Raw genomic sequence first — 22,292 nt, 5'->3', positions numbered from 1 at the left:
ACCGGTCAGCAGCACATTCCACGTGAAGATCGGCATCCGGAACATCGTCATGCCGGGCGCGCGCATGCAGATGATCGTGGTGATGAAGTTGACCGAACCGAGAATCGTGCCGAAGCCCGAGAAAGCCAGACCCATGATCCACATATCGCCGCCGATTCCGGGCGAATGCACGGCGTCGGAGAGCGGCGCATAGGCGAACCAGCCGAAATCGGCGGCGCCTTGGGGAGTGAGAAAGCCGGCCACCGCGATGAGCGAGCCGAAGAGGTAGAGCCAGTAGGCGAACATGTTCAGCCGCGGGAACGCCACGTCCGGCGCGCCGATCTGGAGCGGCATGATCCAGTTCGCGAATCCGGCGAACAGCGGCGTCGCGAACATCAGCAGCATGATCGTGCCGTGCATCGTGAACGCCTGGTTGAACTGCTCGTTCGACATGATCTGGTGGCCGGGCCGGGCCAGTTCTGCGCGCATCAGGAGCGCCATCAGCCCGCCGATGCAGAAGAACGCGAACGCGGTGACCAGATACATCGTGCCGATGGTCTTGTGGTCGGTGGTCGTGAGCCACTTCACCGCCGACGCGCCCCGCCGGGAGCCCCCGGGGGACCCGGCGGCCGCGGGGCGCGGGGAGGCGGTGGACGGCTCGGTCGGTTCGGCCGGCGACTCGGACGGTTTCGGCGACGTGGGGTCCTTGGACAACTTCATGCCCGGTAGGTGTCCGGGGCCCCCGAAATCTTCACAGGTCCCGGGTGTGAAGATTCTGACCGTGCCGGACACCAACGATTCATGAGCACGGACGACGCCTTCGCCGATGCCTATCGCGCGCACTACTGGGCGGTCAGCCGCTTCGTCGCACGACGGCTGGACGGGCAGGCATACGACGTCGAGGAAGTGGTCGCGGAGGTCTTCTCCACAGCCTGGCGGCGCCGCGCCGAACTGCCCGACTCCCCACTGCCCTGGCTGTACGGGGTGGCCCGGAACTGCCTGGCCAACACGGTGCGCGGGCTCGGCCGCTACCGGCGGCTGCTGAACCGGCTCGGCCATCATGAGAGCACCCGCAGCCGGCAGACGGTGCCGAGCCCGGACGCCGGCCGGCCGGGCGACTGGGTGCACGAGGCGCTGGCCCGGCTCTCCCCCGCCGACCGGGAAGTCCTGCGGCTGACGGCCTGGGAGGAGCTGACACTGGACGAACTGGCCGTGACGCTGGGGTGCAGTCAGAGCGCGGCGGCCATGCGGCTGCACCGGGCCCGCGGCCGCCTCCGTACCCAGATCGACCGGATGCAGATGACCGTGACCGTACCCGCACGAGCAGGAGGCCGCCGTGATGAGCGATGAACTGGACCTGCTGCGCGCGGCCGATCCCGTACGGGCCGACGCCGGTCCGTGGCGGGACCGCCCGCTGGACACCCGCGCCGAACACGCCCTCACCCGCCTGCTGCACAGCAGGCGCACCCAGCGGGCCCGGCGCCGCCTCGTCGTGCGCGCCGAAGCCGCGGTACTGGCGCTCGTCGCCGTGCTCGCCTTCGCCCTCTCCGGCGCCGCGACCGGACCCGCGGCCGCCGCACCCGCACCGCTCGCCCCGCGCGGCGACGCTCCCGCGGTATCGCTGGACACCCTCGCGCGACGGGCCGAGGCGCGCGCCCGCACGGCCGGTCCCCAGGCCGGGCCGCGGCGGGGCAGCCACCTCCAGACCTGGTACCTGACCATGGCGACGGGCCCCGACGCCGCGCCGCCGGTCACCGTGCCCGAGGAGCGCCTCACCCGCTGGAACCCCGACGGCAGCGGCTCGGAACTGGTCGTGGCCACCGACCCGCGGCACCCCGGCCGCCCGGTGATCCACGATTCCGGCGGCCGCTGGAGCACCGTCAACGACGGCAAGATCCTGCACCGCAAGACCTACCCGGCGGGTTCGGACGCCCGGCACGGCGGCCTGCCCTCCCGTACGAAGCCGCCGACCGACCCCGCCGCGCTGCGCGCACACCTCGCGACGCTCTACGGAGGCGCCGACCGGCAGACACCGCAGCTCCTCCTGGCGCTCTCCTCACTCCTCCAGGAGTGGACCCCGGGGCCGCGCGAAACCGCCGCCATCGTCCGGATGCTCGCCGACGCCGACTGTCTGCGCCCGGTCGGCACCGTCACCGACCGGCTCGGCCGGCCGGGCCAGGCGTATGTCTACGACGCCCCCGACGGCCCCATGGACGCCACCCGCCAGATGGTGATCCTCGACGCGGCCACCGGCCGGCTCCTGGGCAGCGAGGTCACCTTCACCAAGGACCTCCCCGAGTTCCGGATCACGTCGGGCGAGGTGCTGTCGTACGAGGCGTGGATGCCGTGAGTGCGGCACCGCGCGAGGTGGCGAGAGAAGCCGTCCGGCCGGTCCCGGCGGTGCCTTCGCCGCCGGGACCGGCCGCGGGTCAGTGGCCCAGTCGGCGCAGCGCCTGCTCCGGATAGCGCTCCCCGGCCACCGCCGCGCCCGGTACCGCCGCCCGCAGCCGGCCGGCCTGCGCGGCGGTCAGTGCCAGTTCGGCCGCCGCGGCGTTCTCCTCGGCGTACCGCACCCGCTTCGTCCCCGGGATCGGCACGATGTCGTCCCCCTGGGCCAGCAGCCAGCCGAGCGCGGCCTGCGCGGGCGTGCAGCCGATGTCCGCGGCGATGCGGTGCACCTCGCGTACCAGCGTGAGGTTGCGCTCGATGTTGTCGGACGAGAAACGCGGCCAGCGTCGGCGGTTGTCCGCCTCGGTGAGCTGCTCCCAGGAGGCCGGCGCCCCGGCGAGCATGCCGCGGCCGAGCGGCGAATACGCCACGACGGAGATCCCCAGTTCCCGGCAGGTGGCGAGCATCTCGCCCTCCACCACCTCCCTGGTGAACAGCGAGTACTCCAGCTGCACCGCGCTGATGGGGTGCACGGCGTGCGCCGCCCGCAGCGTCGCGGGGCTCACCTCGGAGAGACCGAGATGGGCGACCTTGCCCGCCGCCACCAGGTCCGCCATCGCACCGACGGTGTCCTCGACGGGGGTGCCGGGGTCGCGGCGGTGGGCGTAGTAGAGATCGATGCGCTCGACACCGAGGCGCCGCAGGGAGGCGTCGCAGGCGACCGGTACGTACTCCGGTGACGTGTCGACCTCACCCACGCGCCCCGAGGCGGCGTCGTGCCGCAGGCCGAACTTCGTCGCCAGGAAGACATCGGCCCGGCGCCCCAGGTCCCGCAGCCAGCCGCCGAGGAGTTCCTCGTTGGCGCCGCGCCCGTAGGCGTCCGCCGTGTCGAGGAAGGTGACGCCCAGCTCGGCGGCGCGGTCGAGGGTGCGCCGCGCCTCGTCCGCGTCGGCGGGCCCGTACGCGACCGACATCCCCATACAGCCGAGGCCGATCGCGGACACCTCCGCCGAACCGGCGCCGCCGAGCCGCCGCGTCCTCACCGGCCACCGCCCTCGCGGCCGCGGACACCTGACCTGCGCCGGAGGACACCGACGGGTTCAGCTGCGCTCCCCATAACTTTCCTTCCCCACATGCTTCGTACAGCGACAGAGACAGTGACAGCGACAGAGCCGAGAAAGGGACAGAGCGCTGACGTGGAGGTGAGCGTAACGGAGCGAACGTGCCCAGGATTTGAGCGGATTGGCGATGAAAACGACAGGTGGCGAAAGGTAACGACAGGCAACGACAGGTTCCGTACTCGCCGGCGCGGCGGGCGGCGCTCGGGCGGGTCGATGCCGCCGTGGCCGGTGGGGAGTGACGCCCGTGTACGGGGTCGGGGGCCGGGGCGTGGGCAGTGTCCGAGTGGCGGGGCGGGCCGGGGTGCCCGATCCTTGAGGAACGCGACGATCCAGCGGCGCGGCGGTGCAGTGGACCGCCGCGCCGTTTTCCGTGCCGTTTTCCTTGGTGCTTTCCGTGCTGATGCCCCTACCCATGACGGCCCGCGGCCGTGGGCGGCGCCGCCCACGGGCAACCGCACGAAGCCATGTGCGGCCGGTCACAGCGGGGCACGGTTGCGGGCCGCCATCGCGATAAGGGTCACAGGCGCGAGTTCCGCGGAATCCCTCGCGAAGGGACGTTTGCCCTGTAAGGAGCAGGTATACGGGCGATTGCGCGGTCAGCCGGGTACTGTCCGTGATGAACAGGTCTGCCCCTATGGTCGTCCTTTGCCCCGCCGCGCCATGGCGGGCAACGTCATGTAGTCGTCCAAGAGAGCGCAGGCGAGCGAACACGTGCCGACGAAGTCCCCTGTCGCACCAGGGCCCCGCACCCACGGTGGCAGCCGTACCGAGAGCACCGCACCCGGCCTGGAGGAGCGGACGTCCGGTGAGGTCACCGTCGTCGATCCCGCGATGGTCAAGCGCGCGGTGTCGGCGGCCGCCCTCGGCAATGCGATGGAGTGGTTCGACTTCGGCGTCTACAGCTACATCGCGGTCACCCTCGGACATGTCTTCTTCCCGTCCGGGAACCCGACCGCGCAGTTGCTGTCGACGTTCGGAGCGTTCGCGGCGGCCTTCCTCGTACGCCCCCTCGGCGGCATGTTCTTCGGACCGCTCGGCGACCGGATCGGCCGGCAGAAGGTCCTCGCGATCACCATGATCATGATGGCGGTGGGCACCTTCGCCATCGGCCTGATCCCGTCCTACGCCTCGATCGGCGTCGGGGCGCCCATCCTGCTGCTCGCCGCCCGGCTGGTGCAGGGCTTCTCCACGGGCGGTGAGTACGGCGGCGCCTCCACCTTCATCGCCGAGTACGCGCCCGACAAGAAGCGCGGATTCCTCGGCAGCTGGCTGGAGTTCGGCACGCTGGCCGGTTACGTCGGCGGCGCCGGCCTGGTCACCCTGATGACCGCGCTGCTGTCCACCGACGCCCTGAACTCCTGGGGCTGGCGCATCCCGTTCCTGATCGCCGGGCCGATGGGCATCATCGGCCTCTACCTGCGGCTGCGGCTCGAAGAGACCCCGGCGTTCGCGCGGTTGGAGCAGGAGGCGCGGACGAAGGAGAAGGAGCGCCGGGAGGCCGAGAAGCGGATCGGCATCCGCGAGATGATCTTCGGCCAGTGGCGGGCGATGCTGCTGTGCGTCGGGCTGGTGCTGGTCTTCAACGTCACCGACTACATGCTGCTGTCGTACATGCCGAGCTATCTGACCTCGGAGCTGAAGTACGACGCGACACACGGGCTGCTGGTCGTGCTCGCGGTGATGGTCCTGATGATGTGCGTCCAGCCGTTCATGGGGCGGCTGACCGACCGCGTCGGGCGCCGCCCGGTGATCGCGGCGGGCTGCGCCGGCTTCCTGCTGCTGTCCGTACCCGCGCTGCTGCTGATCCGGCAGGGGTCGCTCTTCGCCATCGGACTGGGCATGGCCGCGCTGGGACTGCTGCTGGTCTGCTTCACCGCCTCGATGCCGTCCGCGCTGCCCGCGCTCTTCCCGACGAAGGTGCGCTACGGCTCGCTGTCGATCGGCTTCAACATCTCGGTCTCGCTCTTCGGCGGTACGACGCCGCTGGTGGTCACGGCGCTGATCGGGGCGACCGGCAACCGGATGATGCCCGCCTACTACATGATGGCCGCGGCCGTCATCGGCGGTATCGCCGTCCTGCTGATGTCCGAGAGCGCCCGCAAACCACTGCCGGGATCGCCGCCGGCCGTCGAGACGCAGGCGGAGGCCCGCGAACTCATTCGCGCGTCCCGCGGCGGAACCGGGGCCGGGTCGGTGGGCTGACGGCGGGCCGGGCCACCGGGGGGGCTGGATGCCTGTGCTGATTCGAGCTTGCGCCTGGGTCACCGCAGCCCGCCATCGACTTGCACGAACTTGTGCCGTCCGGTCGAAGCCGGCCCGGTCGCGTCCCCGGACACCCCGCACAGCCTCGCGCCGCCCCGCAGGCGGCTCCCATACCAGGCCGAGCCGGCCCAGGCCCTTGCGCATTCCCCACAGCGGATGAGCTCGGCACATGGAAATCCTCCGGGCGTATCGACGGCCCGCCGCCGACCGCCCCTAACTGCCCGACTCGCCGGACGGAACCGAAGCATTCGCCGCTTTCCAGCGGTGAATGAGTTCGCCCTTTACCGCCTCCAGGTCGGAGTCGAAATCCTGGCGTAGAGGTGCGGGCAAGCAGACGTACGTGCCATTCACCAGGTCCAGCCTGATCCGGTACGTGGAACCACGGTGGCCTCTGCCGTAGTTGACATCGGTGTCGTCATCGACATAGATGCTTTTGATGTCGCGCCAGGGGATGAAGCGCCGCCGTAGCAGGGTCCTGGTCCGGATTCCTTCGGCGCTGACGTATGTCCGCCCGGCGGTGTGGCGGTAGGCCACGAGCGAGACGGGCAGCATGACCAGCCCCCCGGTGCAGAGAAAGGTCCACTGCCTGGCCGCGCTACTGCGTGGCTCCCCCATTCCGCGGATGTATTCATCCCAGCCGAGGCCGAAGAACAGGAAACACGTCGGGAGTATCCCCCCGATGACGACGAAGGCCACGGCGCCCCATTGCCATGCGCGGGATGTGGCACGGTATTCGATCGTTTGCACGCTTTCACCTTATGCTCCGGCCAAACCGCGACAGCACACCCGCACCTGACGGACTTTGACGTCCAGCCGGAGAGCCTGCACATGCCCCCGGCCGAACTCGAACCGGCGGCCTCCCGATCGGCAATCGGGCGCTCCTGCTGCTGAGCTACGGGTCCCGGCGCTCAACTCCCGCCGCGGCGCTGCTCCGGACGAACCGGTACGCCCCCGCCCTGCCTCTCTCCACCGCACGGCGAAGCGTGTCTTCCGTGGCCGTGCGGCACGCGGATTTCAGGTCCGGCCCTTATCGCGCGAGACGCACGATCGGGATCAGGACGTCGGTCCGGCATCCGTTTCGCCCATACGGCACGATGGGCGTCATGAGCATCGTGAAGATCAACGCACTGACCGTCCCCGCCGAGCAGCGGGAGGTCCTGGAGAAGCGGTTCGGGGCGCGCGCCGGATCGGTGGAAAGCTCCGACGGCTTCGAGTGGTTCGAACTGCTGCGGCCCGTCGAGGGCACCGACCAGTACCTCGTCTACACCCGCTGGCGCGACGAGGCGTCCTTCCAGGCGTGGATGGAGGGCCCGATGAAGGCCGCCCACCAGGGTGGTGGCGAGGGCGGTGAGCGTCCCAAGCCCGCCGCGTCCGGCTCCACGCTGTGGTCGTTCGAGGTCGTCCAGCAGGCGGGTCCCAAGCAGGGCTGAGCCCCTCACGACGGGCCGGGGTGGCAGGGTTTCCCGCCGCCCCGGCCCGCTGTATGCCCGGCGGTCCGCCACGGCGCCACCCGTTCGTCCGCTGCCCGCCCGCGGCCGGGGCCGCCGGGCGCGCGAGGGCCGGGGGGCCACTTCGTCCGCGAGGGAGTGATCTCGAAGCGGGTGTCGCGGCCGGTCGCCGAAATCCGCTTGCCCGCGGCGCCTCGCCCCCGCCCACAATGTCGCCATGAATGCCCCCGCCGCCCTGCCGCCCCCCTGGACCGTCTCCGCCGAGCCGTTCGACTCGCCGGCGGCGTGGGACCTGCTGCGCGAGTACTACACCGAGGTCGCCGACCGCTACTACGAGCTGCACGAGGGGCGGCGTTCGACCGCGGCGGAGATCGAGCAGGGCCTGGCGGAGTATCCGAGCGGCCACCTGGCGCCGCCCCATGGCGTACTGCTGGTGGCCCGGTACGGCGGGGTGGCGGCCGGGTGCGCCGGGGTGCGGCTGCTGGACGCGCGGACCGCGGAGCTCAAGCAGGTGTTCCTGCGGACCGCCAGGCGTGGACTCGGCGGCGCGGGCGGGCTGTTGGCCGCCGCCGAGACGGCCGCGGCCGGGATGGGTGCCGAGCGGATCCGGCTGGACACCCGGCTGGATCTGGTGGAGGCCGTCGCGCTGTACCGGCGGCACGGCTACCAGGAGATCGCTCCGTACCACGACGACCCGTACGCGGAGATCTTCTTCGAGAAGCGGATCGCGCCGGAGAGCGGGGGCGAGCGCGGGGCGGAGACCACGGTGCGGGCCGGATCGCGGACCGGGCAGGGGACGCCCGGCGGGGAGCGGCGGGGGTAGCGGCCTCACCTCATTTCGCGGGATCCGGGCGGGTTCGGCGCGCGTGGCGCGTGGCGGCGGGCGTCCCCGTCGTGCGGCTCCTCCTCGTCCGAGCCGCACAGCTCCGCCGACAGCTCCTGGACGAGTTCGGTCAGGTCCGTGGGACGCTCCTCGGTCCACCAGTCGCCCAGCATGGCCGCCAGCGACTCCTGGCGGGCGAGCGAGAGCCGCGCCGCCGTCGCCCGGCCGCTGTCGGTGAGCACCAGCGGCAGCCCCTCCCGTATGGCCAGGCCGCGTTCCTCTATCTGGCGGACGCCCTCGGATATCACGCCGAGCGGCACGATGGTGCGCTCGGCGAGCAGGCCCGGTTCCACCGAGCCGTAGCGGTGGATGCGCAGCAGCAGCCAGCTCGCGGCCGGTTTGAGGTCCAGTCCGGCCCGTTCGGTGATCTTCTCGTAGACGTGTTTGCGGCCCTCCAGGCTGCCGAGCCGCGACAGCGCACGGGCGCATTCGTCGCGGGAGGAGCGTTCGACGGGGTTGGAGGAGAGCACTTCGGAGGTGTCGGGCGCGGTGACGCTGCCGCGCAGCGGTTCCTCCCTGAGGAACCAGGCCAGCACGAAGGCCACGAGGACGACCGGGACCGCGTAGAGGAAGACATCGGTGATGGAGGTGGAGTAGGCGTTGAGCACGCCGGCCGCCGGTCCGGGCGGGAGCTGCCCGACGAGCCGCGGATCCTGGGCGATCCTCGACGGGGTGATGCCGGGCGGCAGCGGCTGTCCCACCAGGGCGTCCGCGATCCGGGGACCGAGCTTGTTGGCGAAGATCGTGCCGAAGATGGAGACGCCGAACGAGGCACCGATGGAGCGGAAGAACGTCGCGCCCGAGGTGGCCACGCCCAGGTCCTGGTAGCTGACGGCGTTCTGCACGATGAGCACCAGGACCTGCATGACCAGGCCGAGCCCGAAGCCGAAGACGAAGAAGTAGATGCTCATCACGCCCACACCGCTGGCCGGTTCGAGCTGGTGCAGCAGGAGCAGGCCGATGACCGTGACGGCGGTGCCGGCGATCGGGAAGATCTTGTAGCGGCCGGTGCGGCTGACGATCTGGCCGGAGCCGGTGGAGGAGATCAGCATGCCGAGCACCATCGGCAGCATGTGCACACCGGAGAGCGTCGGCGAGACCCGCTGGACGACCTGGAGGAACGTCGGCAGATACGTCATCGAGCCGAACATCGCGAAGCCGATGACGAAGCCGATGACGGCGGTGAGCGAGAAGGTGCGGAGCCTGAAGAGGCGCAGGGGCAGGACGGGTTCCGCGGCCCGGCGCTCGACCAGGATGAACGCGCCGAGCAGGACGAGGCCCAGAATGCCGAGCCCCACGATCTGCCAGGAGCCCCACGGGTAGGTGACCCCGCCGAGCGAGGTCATCAGGACCAGGGCCGCGGCGACGGCGGCGATCAGGACCGTGCCGAGGTAGTCGATCCGGTGCGGGGTGCGGTGCACCGGTATGTGCAGCACGGCGGCGATGACGACGAGGGCGACGGCGCCGATGGGGACGTTGATGTAGAAGACCCAGCGCCAGCTGAGCTGGTCCACGAACAGGCCGCCCAGGAGCGGCCCGAGGACGCTCGTACCGCCGAAGACCGCGCCGAAGAGGCCCTGGTACTTACCGCGTTCCCGGGGCGGCACGATGTCGCCGACGATCGCCATCGACAGCACGATCAGGCCACCGCCGCCCAGGCCCTGGAGCGCCCGGAACGCGATCAGTTCCGGCATGCTCCGCGCGATACCGCACAGCACCGAGCCGATCAGGAAGATCACGATGGCGGTCTGGAAGAGCTTCTTGCGGCCGTACTGGTCGCCGAGCTTGCCCCACAGCGGGGTCGCGGCGGTCGAGGCCAGGAGGTAGGCGGTGACGACCCAGGAGAGGTGGTCGAGGCCGCCGAGATCGCTGACGATCGTGGGCAGCGCGGTGGCAACGATGGTCTGGTCGAGCGCCGCGATGAGCAAGCCGAGCAGCAGCGCGCCGATCGCGACGAGGACGGTCCGCTGGGACCGGCCCTCACCGGGGACGGCCGGAGCACCGGTGTCCTGCGCCATGTGCGTCTCCCTCTCTTCCGGGCGGCCGGACGCCGTGCCGGAGCACCGGCGGGTGCCGGCCCGCCCTTCGAGGTTTTCCTTCCATCCTGAATGTTTCCGCCGGAAACGGCCCGCCGAGAGGTGCCGCGGGCCCGCATCGCCCGCCGGACATCCGTGCGGCGGGGACGGCCACCGGACGTCGCGGGGTGCCCGTGCGGGTGTCGCGGGTGCCCGTGCCGGACGCGGCGGGGCAGTGCCTGAAGGCCGGACGGCCCGTTCGGACGCCCTCTCGGCCGCCGTACCGCCTCACCCGTCCGCCGCCCGTCGGGCCCTGTCGCCGGCCGCCGAAACGTACCCGGTTGTCGGCACCCCTCACCTTTTTGTATCGTGTAGGAACAAAGTGGTTCCGCCCGTACTCCCTGACCGGCGGGCGGGGCCACTTGTTTCTTTTTGCTCGCCCCACGTCACTTTCTGCTCGTAGCGCCCAGGAGCCCGCCGATGACGGCCACCACCACGCTCACCGCCCGCGCACTGCTGCTGGACATGGACAGCACGATCGTGAACTCCGAGGCCGTCGTCGAGCGCTGCTGGCGCCGCTGGGCGGACGAGCAGGGGCTGCCGGCGGACGAGGTCCTGCGGGTCGTCCACGGACGGCAGGGCTGGGCCACCATGGCCGCACTGCTCCCCGACCGCCCGATGGAGCTCAACATGGCGGACAACCGCCGGATGCTGGAGCAGGAGACCGCCGACACGGACGGTGTGGTGCCGGTCCCCGGCGCGCCCGCCTTCATGGACGCCATCGCCGCGCTCCCGCACGCCCTGGTGACTTCCGCCGATATCGCCCTGTCCGACGTGCGGATGGCCGCGGCCGGGCTGGCCATGCCGTCCGTACGGATCACGGCGGAGAGCGTGAGCGCCAGCAAGCCCGACCCGGAGGGCTTCCTCAAGGGCGCCGCCGAGCTGGGCCACACCCCCGAGGACTGCATCGTCTTCGAGGACTCCGAGGCGGGCATCGCGGCCGGCCGGGCCGCGGGGATGCGCGTCGTCGGGGTCGGCGACCGCGCCGCGGAGTTCGCGCCCACCGCGCACGTACGCGACCTCACCCGGATCCGGGTCGAGGCACTGCCCGACGGCATCATCGCGCTGCACATCACCGTCTGACGGACGAGGTACGCCTGCCCGTCAGGCGACCGCCCGTCAGCCGGTGATCGCCTCGTACAGGCTGAAGCCCGCCAGCACGATCATGACGCAGGCCGCGATCCTGGTGATCAGCTTGAGTGGTACGCGCCTCATCAGTGCGCGGCCGCCCAGGATGCCCAGGCCCGCCACGGCCCACAGGGCCAGGACGGCACCGACGCCGACGGAGAGCGGGTCGTCGTAACGGGCGGCGAGGTTCGCGGTCATGATCTGGGTCAGATCGCCGAACTCGGCGACCAGGATCATCATGAAGCCCGCCCCGGAGACCTTCCAGAAGCTCTGGTCGGCGGGCTTCCTCACCTCTTCCTCGCCGTCACCCTTCCGGAAGAGCAGGACGGCCGCACCCGCCAGGAAGAGCACCCCGACCACCGCCTGGACGAGCCGGTGCGGGAGCAGGGTCAGCACACTGCCCGCCGCGACGGCGAGCACGACATGGACCAGGAAGGCCGCGGCGACGCCGGCGAAGACGTAAGACGCGCGGTAGCGGGTACCGAGCAGCAGACCGGCGAGGGCGGTCTTGTCCGGCAGTTCGGCGAGGAAGACGACGCCGAAGACGACGGCTGCGACGGTAAGGCTGAACACGGGGGCTGAATACCTCGATCGATCGGGCCGCACCGAGGAACGGAAGGGTTCGCTTCGGCACCGCGGCCGGGGGTCTCGCCGGCCCGCACGCGTGAAACGCGGTGTCGGGCCTCCGGGCGCCGGCCGACCGCGTACGCCTCGACGCGTGGCACGCGCTCCACCGAAGTGGTGGTCGGGCGACGGCCGGCATGATGCCGACGGTCCGGCGAAGAGCTACTTACCTTCTGCTGCCACCAAGGGTACGCGGTGGATCCGTCCGCGCGCGACCAGCTCCAATACCACGGCGCACGCCGCCGCCTGTACCGCCAGCAGGGCGACCAGCACGAACAGCTGCACCGCACCGGCCTGTACGGGCGAGGCGCCGCCCAGCAGCATCCCGACGAACGCGCCGGGGAGGGTGACCAGCCCCACCGTCCGGGTCTGGTCGAGCCCCGGCAGCAGCGCGTCCGAGGCGGCCGGGCGGGCGACCTCCATCCGCGCCTCACGGTCCAGCAGTCCGAGCGCGAGACCCGCCTCCACCTCCCCGCGCCGGGCCTCCAGTTCGTCCAGTGAGCGCCGCCCGCCCAGCACGGTGGCGGTCAGCGCGCCGCCGATGAGGATGCCGACGACGGGGACCAGGCTGATGCCGCGCGGCGGGACGAGACCGGTCAGCAGCAGGGCGCCGACGACCGGGACGACAGCGACGGCGATCGGCACGGCGGTCCACCACCAGGTGTGGTTCCGGGTGATCCGGCGGCCCGCGGTACGCACCGCCACCGCGAACATCAGCACGAGGAAGCACAGCAGCCAGGGGAGCGCGCCGACGACCCAGCCGATGAGGTAGGAGACGGCGGCCAACTGGGCGGCCGCGCGCAGTCCGGCGAGCGCGATGGCACGGGCATGGCCCAGCCGCGCCACGGCCGCGACGGCCACGGCGACGACCAGCAGGACGGCGAGGACGACTCCGAGGGTGGCGTTGACCGGCAGCAGCACCCACTCACTCTAAAGGGGGGCGTGCGCGCGGGAGCGCCCCAACCGAAGTGCTCCGACACACACATGGCACCACGTCAGCCCCTTGAACTGACGTGAGCATGTCGCCACTCTGTTACCTGGTGCCCATCCACCGGCAACCCCATATCGCCAGCATGGGTTCCCACCGCACGTCAGCTTCCCCCCACTTCAAGGGAGTTTCGATGGCAAGGCTCTACGCGCGTCGAGTCCTGGTCGCCGCGGGTTCGTCCGTGGCCCTGATCGGCACCCTGGTGCTGAACGGCCAGACCGCCCAGGCGGCGCCGCCCAGCCCGCCGTCCGCGGCCACCGCCCGGACCTACCTCGCCGAGATCACGGAGCAGCCCGAGGGCTCGGGCGACGGCTACAGCCGCGACAAGTTCCCGCACTGGATCGACCAGGGGGACAACTGCAACACCCGCGAGGTGGTGCTCCAGCGCGACGGCACCGATGTGCAGACGGACGACGACTGCAAGGCGGTGAGCGGCACCTGGGTCTCGGCCTACGACGGTGCGACCTGGACCTCGGCATCGAAGCTGGACATCGACCACGTCGTGCCGCTCTCGGAGGCGTGGAAGTCCGGCGCCTCGAAGTGGACCACCGCGCACCGCCGGGAGTTCGCCAACGACCTGACGCACGCCCAGCTGATCGCCGTCACCAACAGCGTCAACCGGGCCAAGGGCGACAAGGACCCGGCGAAGTGGCTGCCGCCGAAGACCTCGTACCACTGCGAGTACGCCCGGATGTGGGTGTGGGTCAAGCATGTCTACGACCTGACCGCGGACTCCGCGGAGAAGTCGGCGCTGAAGAAGATCCTCGACGCCTGCTGAGCGGCCGGCCGTCCCGTACGGCCGCGCCTCGGACGGACCGGACCCGGGCGGGCCGGCCCCGCTCCCCGGCGATTCGATCCGGCGCGCCCGCCGGCCGGGACCATCCGGGCGGCGGGCGACGGGCAGCGGGCGGCACCGCGGACGGTGCTCTGTTCGGGTGGACGGCACGAAATGGCCAACGATTGAACTTGCAAGTACATATTAGGCTCACCTAACCTTGGACTCCAGCGGTTCCCGTCCTCCCCAGAAACCGTAGGAGTCCCCCGCATGCCCGCTCCTTTGACGCCCGGCGCCCAGCTCACCGGGAAAGCCGCCCCGCACGCGCTCGCACTCTTCCGCATCGTCGTCGGCCTGCTCTTCGCCTGCCACGGCGCGTCCTCGCTCTTCGGCGTTCTCGGCGGCGCCATGGGCACCGGCTCCACCGCCCCGGCGGGCACCTGGCCGGGCTGGTACGCCGCCGTCATCCAGCTCGTCGGCGGCATCCTCGTCATGTTCGGCCTCGGCACCCGGGCGGCGGCGTTCCTCAGCTCCGGGTCGATGGCGTACGCGTACTTCTCCAGCCACCAGGGCACCGCGCTGTGGCCGATCCAGAACGGCGGTGAGGCGTCCGTGATGTTCTGCTGGGCCTTCCTGCTGATCGTCTTCATCGGCCCCGGCGCCTGGTCGCTGGACGGCCTCTTCTTCGGCGGGCGGCAGCGCGAGCCGGAGCGGACGGCCGTCGACAGCCGCCAGCCGACGGCGGCCTGACACCCCGACGCGGGGGCAGTCGCGCCACACCTCGCCTTCCCTCACCCGCACGGCCCGTACGGCGCACTCGCCGTACGGGCCGTGCGGGCGTATCCGCGGCGGCCCGCCGTCAGCGCCCGTCCGCTTCACGGCGCTGTTCGAACGGCACCGTGAAGCAGGCGAGCCGGTCGCCCGCGGTGCCCGCCTCGCCGGGCCCCGTGGCGGTCCGGTGCTCGTGGATGACGACGGACCGCGCCTCGCCCGGCCGGAACCGCCAGTGCTGCCGGGACAGCGCGGCGCCGGCCCCCGCACCGTCCGTGGTGAAGTCCAGCCACACCTCGTTCGCCGCGTTGGCATAGGCCGGGTCGGTGGACGGCTGATGCGGATCCTTGCGGTCCTGGTAGTGCGGCCCCGAGTCCGCGGGCTGCGCACCGCAGGGTTTCGTGTGCACATGCGCGCCGTAGGTGTGCTCCGGTCGCAGCCCGGCCACCTTCATTCCCACCAGCGTCGACCGCCCCGCAGCGAACTCGGAGACCGTGATCCGCGCCCCCGCGGGCACCAGCTCCCGGTTGTACGTGACGGCGTCGGGCCGGACGAACGCGCCGGGCGGCGCGAAGCGGCCGCGCACGAAGAACCAGAGCGACCGGCCGTCGTCGCTCCGCACGGCCGCGGGGGCGGCATTCCCCGGCACAGCCCCCACCGTGGGCACGGCCGCCGCCGCGGGTACGGCCGTCACCGCTGTCACCGCCGCCATCGCCAGCGCGGTGGCGAACGTTCCCGCTGCCGGCCCCACTGTCCGCATCGCTGTCCGTCCTGCCACCATCGACCGTCCTCCGTCCCTGGCCGCCTCGCGCGGCGCCTCCGACCATGCCGCCCATACCGTTCCCGCTCGCCCGGCACACCGCACCGCGCAGACGGGTGACAAGCGAAGGACGAAAGGTGACGGATCTGGTGCGGAAGGGGTGAGAGGGAGCAGTGAGGGTGAAGGGAAGAGGGGGAAGGCGAGACGGAGATGGGCGAGCAGGGAGCGGGGAGGATACCCGTCCGCCGAGTGGCTCGGTGACCGCCCAAGGGGCCGTGATGCGCACTACACCTGCCACCCCAGGACATACCGCCCACAAACCCCGGCGTACGCTGTATGGCTGTAGAGCCGCCCCTGCCGCCCCAAGCGACGTCGCGGCGGGGTTCGGACCTGGAGTGGGACGTTGTGGGAAAACCTGGGGGCTCTTAGTGGCACTCCTTGGGTCTATGTAGTCGTCAGCCTCTCGATCGTTCTCGACGTATTCGTCCCGATCCTGCCGAGCGGCGTGCTCGTGATCACCGCGGCCACCGCGGCGGCCGGTACGGGTACGGCCGCCGGTGCGGTCGGTGCCGTGGGAGGCGCCGGCACGTCCGTACACGGCGGCGCCGATCTCGCGGAGATGTTCTCCCTGGTGCTGTGCGCGGCCACCGCCTCGGTGCTCGGCGACATGGTCGCCTACCGGCTGGCCTGGCGCGGCGGCGACCGCTTCGACCGGGCCATCGGCCGCTCCCGCCGCCTCACCGCGGCACAGCAGCGCCTTGGCACGGCACTCACCCGAGGGGGCGGCGGCATCGTCGTACTGGCCCGCTTCGCACCCGCGGGGCGCTCGGTGGTCAGCCTGGGCGCCGGTGTCGCGCACCGTACGGTGCGCGAGTTCCTCCCGTGGTCCGCGCTGGCCGGCATCACCTGGGCCGCCTACAGCGTGAGCCTCGGCTACTTCGGCGGCCAGTGGCTCGGCTCCTCCTGGGTGAGCACCGCCCTCTCGGTCTTCGCCCTCTTCGCCGCCGGCTCCGCGGCGGTCTTCCTGATGCGCCGCCCGGACCGCCACGCCGCCCACTGACCGCGCGGAGCCGCGGCAGGTCTTCGTGGCGCAGGGCCGTGGCAGCTTTCTCCGCCGTCTGGCGGCAGCTCTGCTGCCGACGGTCGTCGCGTTCGCTGCCGGTCGTCCGTACGTCGTCGGTCGTCCGTACACCGCCGGTCGTCCGTACGTCGTCAGCCGTCAGCCGTCAGCCGTCAGCCGGAGAATCGCGTGGCGAGTTGTCAGACCCCGATGCGACGATGCAAGGGATGAACGAGATGAGCGATACGAGCGACGCCCCCGGCCCGACCGACCCGAGCAACCCGGCCAACCCGCGCGAACAGAGCAATCAGAGCGCGCCGGGCGGCCTCGGCGACCCGACGGCCGGGGTCGGCGCCTGGCAGCCCCGTCCCGAGGCGGCCGAGGACATCCCGGCCGTCCGCCGGGTCAATCTCGCCGTCTTCGAGTCGGCCGACGAGGCGGATCTCGTCGACGCGCTGCGCCGGGACCCGGCGGCCTGGCTACCCGGACTGTCGTACGTCGCCACCGCGCCGGACGGCACCGTGGCCGCGCACGCCCTGCTGACGCGCTGCCATATCGACGACGTACCCGCCGTCGCGCTCGCCCCGTGTGCGGTGCTGCCCGAGTACCAGAAGCGGGGTGCGGGCGGTGCGGTGATCCGGGCGCTGCTGGCGGCGGCGCGGGCAGCCGGCGAGCGGACCGCCGTCGTGCTCGGCCATCCGGCGTACTACCCGCGGTTCGGCTTCGAACCGGCCACCCCCCGGTTCGGCATCCTGCCGCCGCAGCCCTGGCCGGACGAGGCGTTCCTGGCCCTGTCCCTGGACGGCTCGACGCCCCCGCGCGGCACGGTGCGCTACGCGGGAGCGTTCGGCATCGAGTGACGCGGGGGCGTCGGGGGGGGTACGGGGGCGCCGCTCCTCAGCCGGCGTCGCTCCCGGCGCCCCGCTCGTTGCCGCCCGTCCCCGTGCCCTCGGGCACCACGGCGATCGGGCAGACCGCGTGCAGCAGGACGGCGTGCGCCACCGAGCCGAGGCGCGGGCCGACCGGCAGCCGGCGGCGGTGCCGCGCGACCACGACCAGATCGCTCGTCCTGGACGCCTCCACCAACTGGCCGGCGGCGTCGGCGTTGCGCAGCTCGACCTCGACCTCGACCTCCGGATGCCGCGTGCGGTGCGGTGCGAGCTCGTCCGCCAGCTGCTTGCCGAGCGCGTCCTCGTACTCCTGCTGCGACGCCTCGTAGACCGCGACGTATTCGAAGGCGGGCGGCGTCACCATCGGCCAGGAGTAGCCGGAGACGACCTTGAGCCGAGCGCCCCGGCGGCTCGCCTCGGCGAACGCGAAGCCGATCGCGCCGGGCTCGTCCGAGGACGCGTCCACGCCGAGCGTGACCTGCCGGACGGCCGGGCGCACCGCCTCGCCGTCCGCACCGCGCTCGGTACCGCCGCGGTCCGGGCGCGGGACGACCACGACCGGGCAGCCGGCCTGGGCGGCACAGGCCATGCCGTTGGAGCCGAGCAGCAGACTGGCGAAGCCGCCGCGGCCGCGGGAGCCCAGTACGAGCAGCTGCCCTTCGGCGCCGAGCGCGGGCAACTGGGTGTCGCTCAGCCCGCTGAGGCTGCGGAACTCGGTCTCCGGCAGCTCCACCGCCTCGGCCGCCAGCTTCGCCCGCAGTTCGTCCAGCACCGGATCGCCGGTCCCCGCCTCGGCCGCCGCGGCCCGCGCCGACGTGACGTACGGCCAGACATGCACCACCTGCATCGGCGCGGACCGCAGCCGGGCGGCCTCCGCGGCCCAGTGCAACGCCCGCTCGCTGTCCGCGGACCCGTCCACTGCAACGATGACCGGAAGGTTGTCCATGTATGCCTCCATGCGACCAGCAGTGTGCGTTATTGATCAGCAATCTCCATCTTGCTCCCATCCGGGTACGGAGACAAAGGACGAAAGTCCCACCCCGGTACGGAGTAGAGTCAACCGTCATCTCCCCTCCCCACCGTCCCACCGCGCCGCCGGGCCCGCCCGCGGCCGCGCCCGGCGTCCCGTCGTGGCGGCGACCGGGGGAAGGGTTCGAACCACTAACGCGAGGCACATTTCGGTGAATTCTCCGCCGGTCGTCGAATGGACCGAGGCCGACGAGGTCCGCTCCGCCCGTTGGCGTTCCGAGAGCGGCGCGCCGCCGCCCCGCCGGATCGTCATCGCGGACGACCGGATGAAGGCCGATGCCGCGTACAAGCTCGCCTGCGAGGGCACCGCACTGCTGTGGCGCGGCGATTTCCACAACGCGCGGCAGCTGATGACGGCGCTGGCCCGCCGCATCGACCGCCGCCCGCGCAAGGCGCCGCCCGCCGACCCGGCCCTGGCGTTCCACCAGCACCGCGCCGCGCAGAACCAGCGCGCGCGCATCCTGGGCATGCTGCTCATCCCGCTCGACGCGGCCCACGCCGTCCCGCTGCACCGCGCCCCCGATGTCCGGGCGGCCTGCGCCCAGGCGTACGGCCCGCCGGAGCCGGGCGCGGGTTCGCCCGCCGCGGCCACCGCTTCCGTGGTCTCGCTGCGCGAACTGCTCGGCCTCATCGGCGCGTACGAATGGCGCAAGAAGGGTGTCGAGGTCCCGGCGCTCGGCGGCGACCGCATCCATCCGCACTACGGCGTCTTCTCACCGGCCCGCGGCGAATACGTGGACCTGGTGGCGCGGGCCCCGCTGCCGTCGCAGGACCTGGCGTTCGACATCGGTACCGGTACCGGCGTACTGGCCTCCGTACTGGCGCGGCGCGGCGTGCGGCGGATCGTCGCCACCGACCAGGACCCGCGCGCCCTGGCGTGTGCCCGCGAGAACACCGAACGGCTGGGCGTCGCCGGGCAGGTGGAGGTGGTCGAGGCCGACTTGTTCCCGGCCGGCCGCGCGCCCCTGGTCGTCTGCAATCCGCCCTGGGTACCGGCCAAGCCCACCTCCCCGGTGGAGCACGCGGTGTACGACCCGGGCAGCCGGATGCTGCGCGGCTTCCTGAACGGACTGGCAGACCATCTGTCACCGGGCGGTGAGGGCTGGCTGATCCTCTCCGACCTGGCCGAACACCTCGGGCTCCGCCCCCGCGCCGAACTCCTAGACACCTTCGCCTCGGCCGGCCTCACCGTCCTCGACCGGCTCGATATCGCCCCCCGGCATCCACGCGCCCACGACATCTCCGATCCGCTCCACGCGGCCCGCGCGGCCGAGGTCACCTCTCTGTGGCGGCTGGGCACGGCCGGCTGAACGGCCCTCGGCCGGGCCGCTCCGCCGACGGGCCGCCGGCCAACAGGCCCGCGACGCTGAGCGCACCCCACCCGACGGACACCACCACGGCCTTCACCCGCCGGTCGCGGTGCGGCAGCGTCACACCGAGCAGCACGGCGTCGCCGAAGTCCGCCGCGATACGCAGATACACGGCGGTGCGCAGGGCCGGTCCTTCGGGGGCCAGGACCATCGCGAGTCCGCTCGCCGCGTCGCGCCAGGCGAGCGGCCGCAGCGCGGTCCGGGTCGCCCGCTCGGTCCGCCGCTCGTCGTTCACCAGGCCGGACGGACGGGCCAGCAGGCCGGGCAGGGCGGCCACCGCCACTCCGTAGACCGCCGTCGCCGCCCCGACCGCACGCAAGAGACCGACGTTCATTCGCCACTCCGCCCTTCCGTCTCCCCACCCGTCTTCCCCCTCTTCCACGCCCCGCGGCACACCGCACCGCCGCACGTCGCCTCGGCTCCCCGCTCGCCACGCCGGATCGCGGTGGAGCCACTCAACTCCTTTCCACACCAGCCCCCTTCCCAAACGACACTGTCGATGTCATCATGACATCATGAGTGTCGTCGAGAGGGATGTTGAGGAGGATGGCGGCGCGGATCGCGGCAGCGGCCCGGCCCCCACCGAAGACCTCCTGTACGGCGTCATCCGACGCCTGTGGCCGCTGCACCGCACGATCGTGCGCGCGGTGGAGCGCGAGCTCGTCGGCACGGGCATGACCGCCGGCGAACACGCCCTGCTGGACGCGTTGCGCAAGGAAGGCCCGCGCACGGTGCCGCAGTTGGCCCGCGCCCTGGGTCTCGACCGGCAGCCGGTGCAGCGCTGGGTGAACCATGCGGCGCAGCTCGGGCTGGTGGTGACGGCCCCGAATCCGGCGCACCGCCGTTCGTCCCTGATCGAGCTCACCATCGAGGGCAGCGAGGTGATGCGCGGCATCCAGGAGTTCGAGGCGGCGGAGCTGCGGCGCGGGCTGGCCGATCTGTCCGCCGACGACGTCACCACCACACTGCGTGTACTCGACCGGCTCGGCGAGGAATTCCGGCACCTCGCGGACGACTCAGCCGTTCCACCGGAGGAACCTGGCGCACCGGCCGGGCCGGAGCAGCAGGCCGGGCCGGACAGACCGGACGGTCACGACCACCCCGGCAGCAGTCGCCGAGGACCCACCGGCCCCGGTGACCCGGAGAGAACCGAAAGACCCGGGGAAGCCGACTGACACGGACGGCCCGCCGGCCGCCGCACCCCCCGGCAGTAGCCGGGCCCCCGCTCCACCCTGCCCCCACCGCACCCGCCACACGAAGGACGGCACGGAGAATGACCAACGGAATCAGCGACTGGACCGAGATCGACAACGGCCTCGTGCCGATCGACGACGGTGAGCTGTTCTACGAGGTGGCCGGCGAGGGGCCCGCGGTGGTGCTGCTGCACGGCGGCATGCTCGACCAGCACATGTGGGACGAGCAGTTCTCCTGGCTCGTGAACTCCGGCCTCCGCGCGATCCGCTACGACTCCCGCGGTCACGGCCTCTCCTCCACCGTGGCCGGGGACTACGCCAACCACGAAGATCTGTGCGCCCTGCTCGACGCACTCGACGTCCCGAGCGCCGTCCTCGTCGGGCTCTCGCACGGCGCCCGAGTCGCCCTCGACACCGCACTCGCCCACCCGGACCGGGTGATGGCGCTCGCACTGGCCTCCCCCGGGATCAGCGGGCGCGCCTTCACCGACCCGTTCGTCCTGGAACACATCAAGGAGCAGGTGGCGGCGATCGGCGAACCGGACGGCGCGGAGCGGTACATCGAGCACTTCCTGCGGATGTGGGTCGACGGACCGCACCGCGAACCGTCCGCCGTGCACCCCGGTATGCGCGAGCGCCTGCGCGCCTCGGCCGAGGCCAATGTCGAGGTGCACGCCGACGGGCTGGGCGCCGGAATTCCTCTGGAGATGGGGGCGTTCGACCGCCTCGGCGAGATCCGGGTGCCGACGGTCGTGCTGGACGGCGACCTCGACAGCACGGACATCTCCGCCAACGCCCACGCCATCACCCTCGCCGTCCCCGGCGCTCGACGGGTCCGCATACCGGGCGCGGCCCATATGGTGAATCTGGAGAACACCGCGTTCTTCGACCAGGAACTGCACGCGTTCCTGAGCTCGTTGCCCTACTGACGGGGCCGCCGACCCGCCGGTCTCACGAGCGCCCGGATCGCCATCCGCCGGGGCAGCCGGGCGCTCGGACAGCCGTGGCCCCCGGGTGGGCGGCCGCTCAGGTGGCCGATCCCGCCGCCGCACCCGTCGCCAAGTGCGGACCCCAGCGCTCCAGCGCCGCCGCCAGGTCGAGCGGGCGCGGCCGGGCCGGCTGGTCCGCGTCCGCTTCCGCGGCCGGCCAGTCCTCCCGGGGCACCCGCCACATCACCTCGAACTCGTTGCCGTCCGGGTCCTTGGCGTAGAAGGACTTGGAGACGCCGTGGTCGGAGGCGCCGACCAGGGCGCCGTGCGCGGTGAGCCGTGCCTCCGTCGCGGTGAGTTCGGCGAGGGTGCCGACCTCCCAGGCCAGGTGGTAGAGACCCACCCGGCCCGGTGCGGGGCCGGGGGCCTGCGCGCCCACCGCGAACAGGCCCAGGTCGTGATCGTTGAGCGAGCCGGGAGCACTGAGAAAGGCGGCCCGTCCGGGGATCTCGACGTCCACCGTGAGCCCGAGGGTCTCGGTGTAGAAGGCGACGGACCGTGCCACATCGCGGATGTAGAGCACCGCGTGGTTGAGACGTCGTACGGACATGGGGCTCTC

The 22,292-nt window shown here is 72.0% G+C and carries 23 protein-coding genes and 1 tRNA gene; 13 read left to right on the top strand and 11 right to left on the bottom strand.

From position 1 onward, the window contains the following. Window positions 1-699, bottom strand: a 699-nt coding sequence (locus IH09_RS25590) for a cytochrome c oxidase subunit I (RefSeq protein WP_404827284.1), incomplete at its 3' end; no start/stop codon positions are given. Window positions 700-780: 81 nt separating this feature from the next. Here IH09_RS25590 and IH09_RS25585 point away from each other — a divergent pair. Together IH09_RS25585 and IH09_RS25580 are read left to right on the top strand one after the other, a co-directional pair. Beyond that, complete coding sequence (locus IH09_RS25585; protein WP_052859830.1) at window positions 781-1,329, top strand: RNA polymerase sigma factor; 549 nt, start codon at window positions 781-783, stop codon at window positions 1,327-1,329. Then, window positions 1,319-2,329: a CU044_5270 family protein gene (locus tag IH09_RS25580; protein WP_052859829.1), complete on the top strand. Its 1,011-nt coding sequence runs from the start codon at window positions 1,319-1,321 to the stop codon at window positions 2,327-2,329. The genes IH09_RS25585 and IH09_RS25580 overlap by 11 nt, the downstream gene beginning before the upstream one ends. A 79-nt stretch (window positions 2,330-2,408) precedes the next feature. Here the strand turns inward: IH09_RS25580 and IH09_RS25575 are convergent, their stop codons facing one another. Next, the gene (locus IH09_RS25575; RefSeq protein ID WP_190233402.1) at window positions 2,409-3,410 is read right to left on the bottom strand and encodes an aldo/keto reductase; all 1,002 of its coding nucleotides are present in this window, start codon (window positions 3,408-3,410) and stop codon (window positions 2,409-2,411) included. A gap of 789 nt (window positions 3,411-4,199) precedes the next feature. Here IH09_RS25575 and proP point away from each other — a divergent pair. Further along, on the top strand, window positions 4,200-5,690 hold the full coding sequence (gene proP, locus IH09_RS25570; protein ID WP_094795645.1) for a glycine betaine/L-proline transporter ProP: 1,491 nt from the start codon (window positions 4,200-4,202) through the stop codon (window positions 5,688-5,690). Window positions 5,691-5,963: 273 nt separating this feature from the next. Here proP and IH09_RS25565 read toward each other — a convergent pair whose 3' ends face one another. Further along, a complete protein-coding gene (locus IH09_RS25565; RefSeq protein ID WP_190233401.1) occupies window positions 5,964-6,497 on the bottom strand; it encodes a PH domain-containing protein in 534 nt (177 codons plus the stop codon). An 82-nt stretch (window positions 6,498-6,579) separates the two neighbouring features. Next, window positions 6,580-6,652, bottom strand: a tRNA-Gly gene (locus tag IH09_RS25560). A gap of 201 nt (window positions 6,653-6,853) precedes the next feature. Between IH09_RS25560 and IH09_RS25555 the strand changes: the two genes are divergently transcribed. Next, complete coding sequence (locus IH09_RS25555) at window positions 6,854-7,180, top strand: antibiotic biosynthesis monooxygenase family protein (RefSeq protein ID WP_052859839.1); 327 nt, start codon at window positions 6,854-6,856, stop codon at window positions 7,178-7,180. Window positions 7,181-7,415: 235 nt separating this feature from the next. Beyond that, entirely contained in the window at window positions 7,416-8,021 is a 606-nt protein-coding gene (locus IH09_RS25550) for a GNAT family N-acetyltransferase (protein ID WP_110952574.1), read from the top strand. Between the two features lie 5 nt (window positions 8,022-8,026). Here the strand turns inward: IH09_RS25550 and IH09_RS25545 are convergent, their stop codons facing one another. Next, window positions 8,027-10,099 (bottom strand): MFS transporter, encoded by a 2,073-nt coding sequence (locus IH09_RS25545; RefSeq protein ID WP_052859827.1) that lies wholly within the window; start codon window positions 10,097-10,099, stop codon window positions 8,027-8,029. Window positions 10,100-10,576: 477 nt separating this feature from the next. On the opposite strand from IH09_RS25545, the gene IH09_RS25540 reads away from it, so the two are divergent. Next, on the top strand, window positions 10,577-11,239 hold the full coding sequence (locus IH09_RS25540; RefSeq protein WP_052859826.1) for an HAD-IA family hydrolase: 663 nt from the start codon (window positions 10,577-10,579) through the stop codon (window positions 11,237-11,239). 36 nt (window positions 11,240-11,275) lie between these two features. On the opposite strand, the gene IH09_RS25535 is transcribed toward IH09_RS25540, so the two are convergent. Both IH09_RS25535 and IH09_RS25530 read right to left on the bottom strand, forming a co-directional pair. Further along, window positions 11,276-11,857, bottom strand: a complete 582-nt coding sequence (locus tag IH09_RS25535; RefSeq protein WP_052859825.1) for a TMEM165/GDT1 family protein — start codon at window positions 11,855-11,857, stop codon at window positions 11,276-11,278. Between the two features lie 213 nt (window positions 11,858-12,070). Beyond that, the gene (locus IH09_RS25530; protein WP_052859824.1) at window positions 12,071-12,829 is read right to left on the bottom strand and encodes an ABC transporter permease; all 759 of its coding nucleotides are present in this window, start codon (window positions 12,827-12,829) and stop codon (window positions 12,071-12,073) included. Between the two features lie 200 nt (window positions 12,830-13,029). Between IH09_RS25530 and IH09_RS25525 the strand changes: the two genes are divergently transcribed. Next, window positions 13,030-13,674 (top strand): HNH endonuclease family protein, encoded by a 645-nt coding sequence (locus IH09_RS25525; protein ID WP_052859823.1) that lies wholly within the window; start codon window positions 13,030-13,032, stop codon window positions 13,672-13,674. A gap of 267 nt (window positions 13,675-13,941) precedes the next feature. After that, window positions 13,942-14,421: a DoxX family protein gene (locus tag IH09_RS25520; RefSeq protein WP_052859822.1), complete on the top strand. Its 480-nt coding sequence runs from the start codon at window positions 13,942-13,944 to the stop codon at window positions 14,419-14,421. Window positions 14,422-14,530: 109 nt separating this feature from the next. Here the strand turns inward: IH09_RS25520 and IH09_RS25515 are convergent, their stop codons facing one another. Further along, entirely contained in the window at window positions 14,531-15,202 is a 672-nt protein-coding gene (locus IH09_RS25515) for a superoxide dismutase family protein (protein ID WP_052859821.1), read from the bottom strand. Window positions 15,203-15,605: 403 nt separating this feature from the next. On the opposite strand from IH09_RS25515, the gene IH09_RS25510 reads away from it, so the two are divergent. After that, entirely contained in the window at window positions 15,606-16,262 is a 657-nt protein-coding gene (locus IH09_RS25510) for a DedA family protein (protein ID WP_052859820.1), read from the top strand. A gap of 236 nt (window positions 16,263-16,498) precedes the next feature. Then, entirely contained in the window at window positions 16,499-17,122 is a 624-nt protein-coding gene (locus IH09_RS25505) for a GNAT family N-acetyltransferase (protein ID WP_110952575.1), read from the top strand. A 37-nt stretch (window positions 17,123-17,159) separates the two neighbouring features. Here the strand turns inward: IH09_RS25505 and IH09_RS25500 are convergent, their stop codons facing one another. Next, window positions 17,160-18,098 carry a universal stress protein gene (locus IH09_RS25500; protein ID WP_052859837.1) on the bottom strand — a complete coding sequence of 313 codons (939 nt, stop codon included), beginning with the start codon at window positions 18,096-18,098 and terminating at the stop codon, window positions 17,160-17,162. Window positions 18,099-18,333: 235 nt separating this feature from the next. Here IH09_RS25500 and IH09_RS25495 point away from each other — a divergent pair, with 235 nt between their 5' ends. Then, entirely contained in the window at window positions 18,334-19,491 is a 1,158-nt protein-coding gene (locus IH09_RS25495; protein ID WP_052859819.1) for a methyltransferase, read from the top strand. Here the strand turns inward: IH09_RS25495 and IH09_RS25490 are convergent. After that, entirely contained in the window at window positions 19,457-19,885 is a 429-nt protein-coding gene (locus IH09_RS25490; protein WP_052859818.1) for a hypothetical protein, read from the bottom strand. The genes IH09_RS25495 and IH09_RS25490 overlap by 35 nt on opposite strands. Before the next feature lie 181 nt (window positions 19,886-20,066). Between IH09_RS25490 and IH09_RS25485 the strand changes: the two genes are divergently transcribed. Then, complete coding sequence (locus IH09_RS25485) at window positions 20,067-20,726, top strand: MarR family winged helix-turn-helix transcriptional regulator (RefSeq protein ID WP_052859817.1); 660 nt, start codon at window positions 20,067-20,069, stop codon at window positions 20,724-20,726. A 98-nt stretch (window positions 20,727-20,824) separates the two neighbouring features. Continuing rightward, window positions 20,825-21,673, top strand: a complete 849-nt coding sequence (locus IH09_RS25480; RefSeq protein WP_052859816.1) for an alpha/beta fold hydrolase — start codon at window positions 20,825-20,827, stop codon at window positions 21,671-21,673. 97 nt (window positions 21,674-21,770) lie between these two features. Here IH09_RS25480 and IH09_RS25475 read toward each other — a convergent pair whose 3' ends face one another. Then, entirely contained in the window at window positions 21,771-22,283 is a 513-nt protein-coding gene (locus tag IH09_RS25475) for a VOC family protein (protein ID WP_052859815.1), read from the bottom strand. Between the last annotated feature and the right edge of the window lie 9 nt (window positions 22,284-22,292).

Source organism: Streptomyces celluloflavus, from assembly GCA_000720995.1.
GTDB classification, from domain to species: Bacteria; Actinomycetota; Actinomycetes; order Streptomycetales; family Streptomycetaceae; genus Streptomyces; species Streptomyces celluloflavus.
The sequence above is the reverse complement of the archived record's forward strand: the minus strand, read 5'-3'. Positions and strand labels throughout refer to the sequence as shown.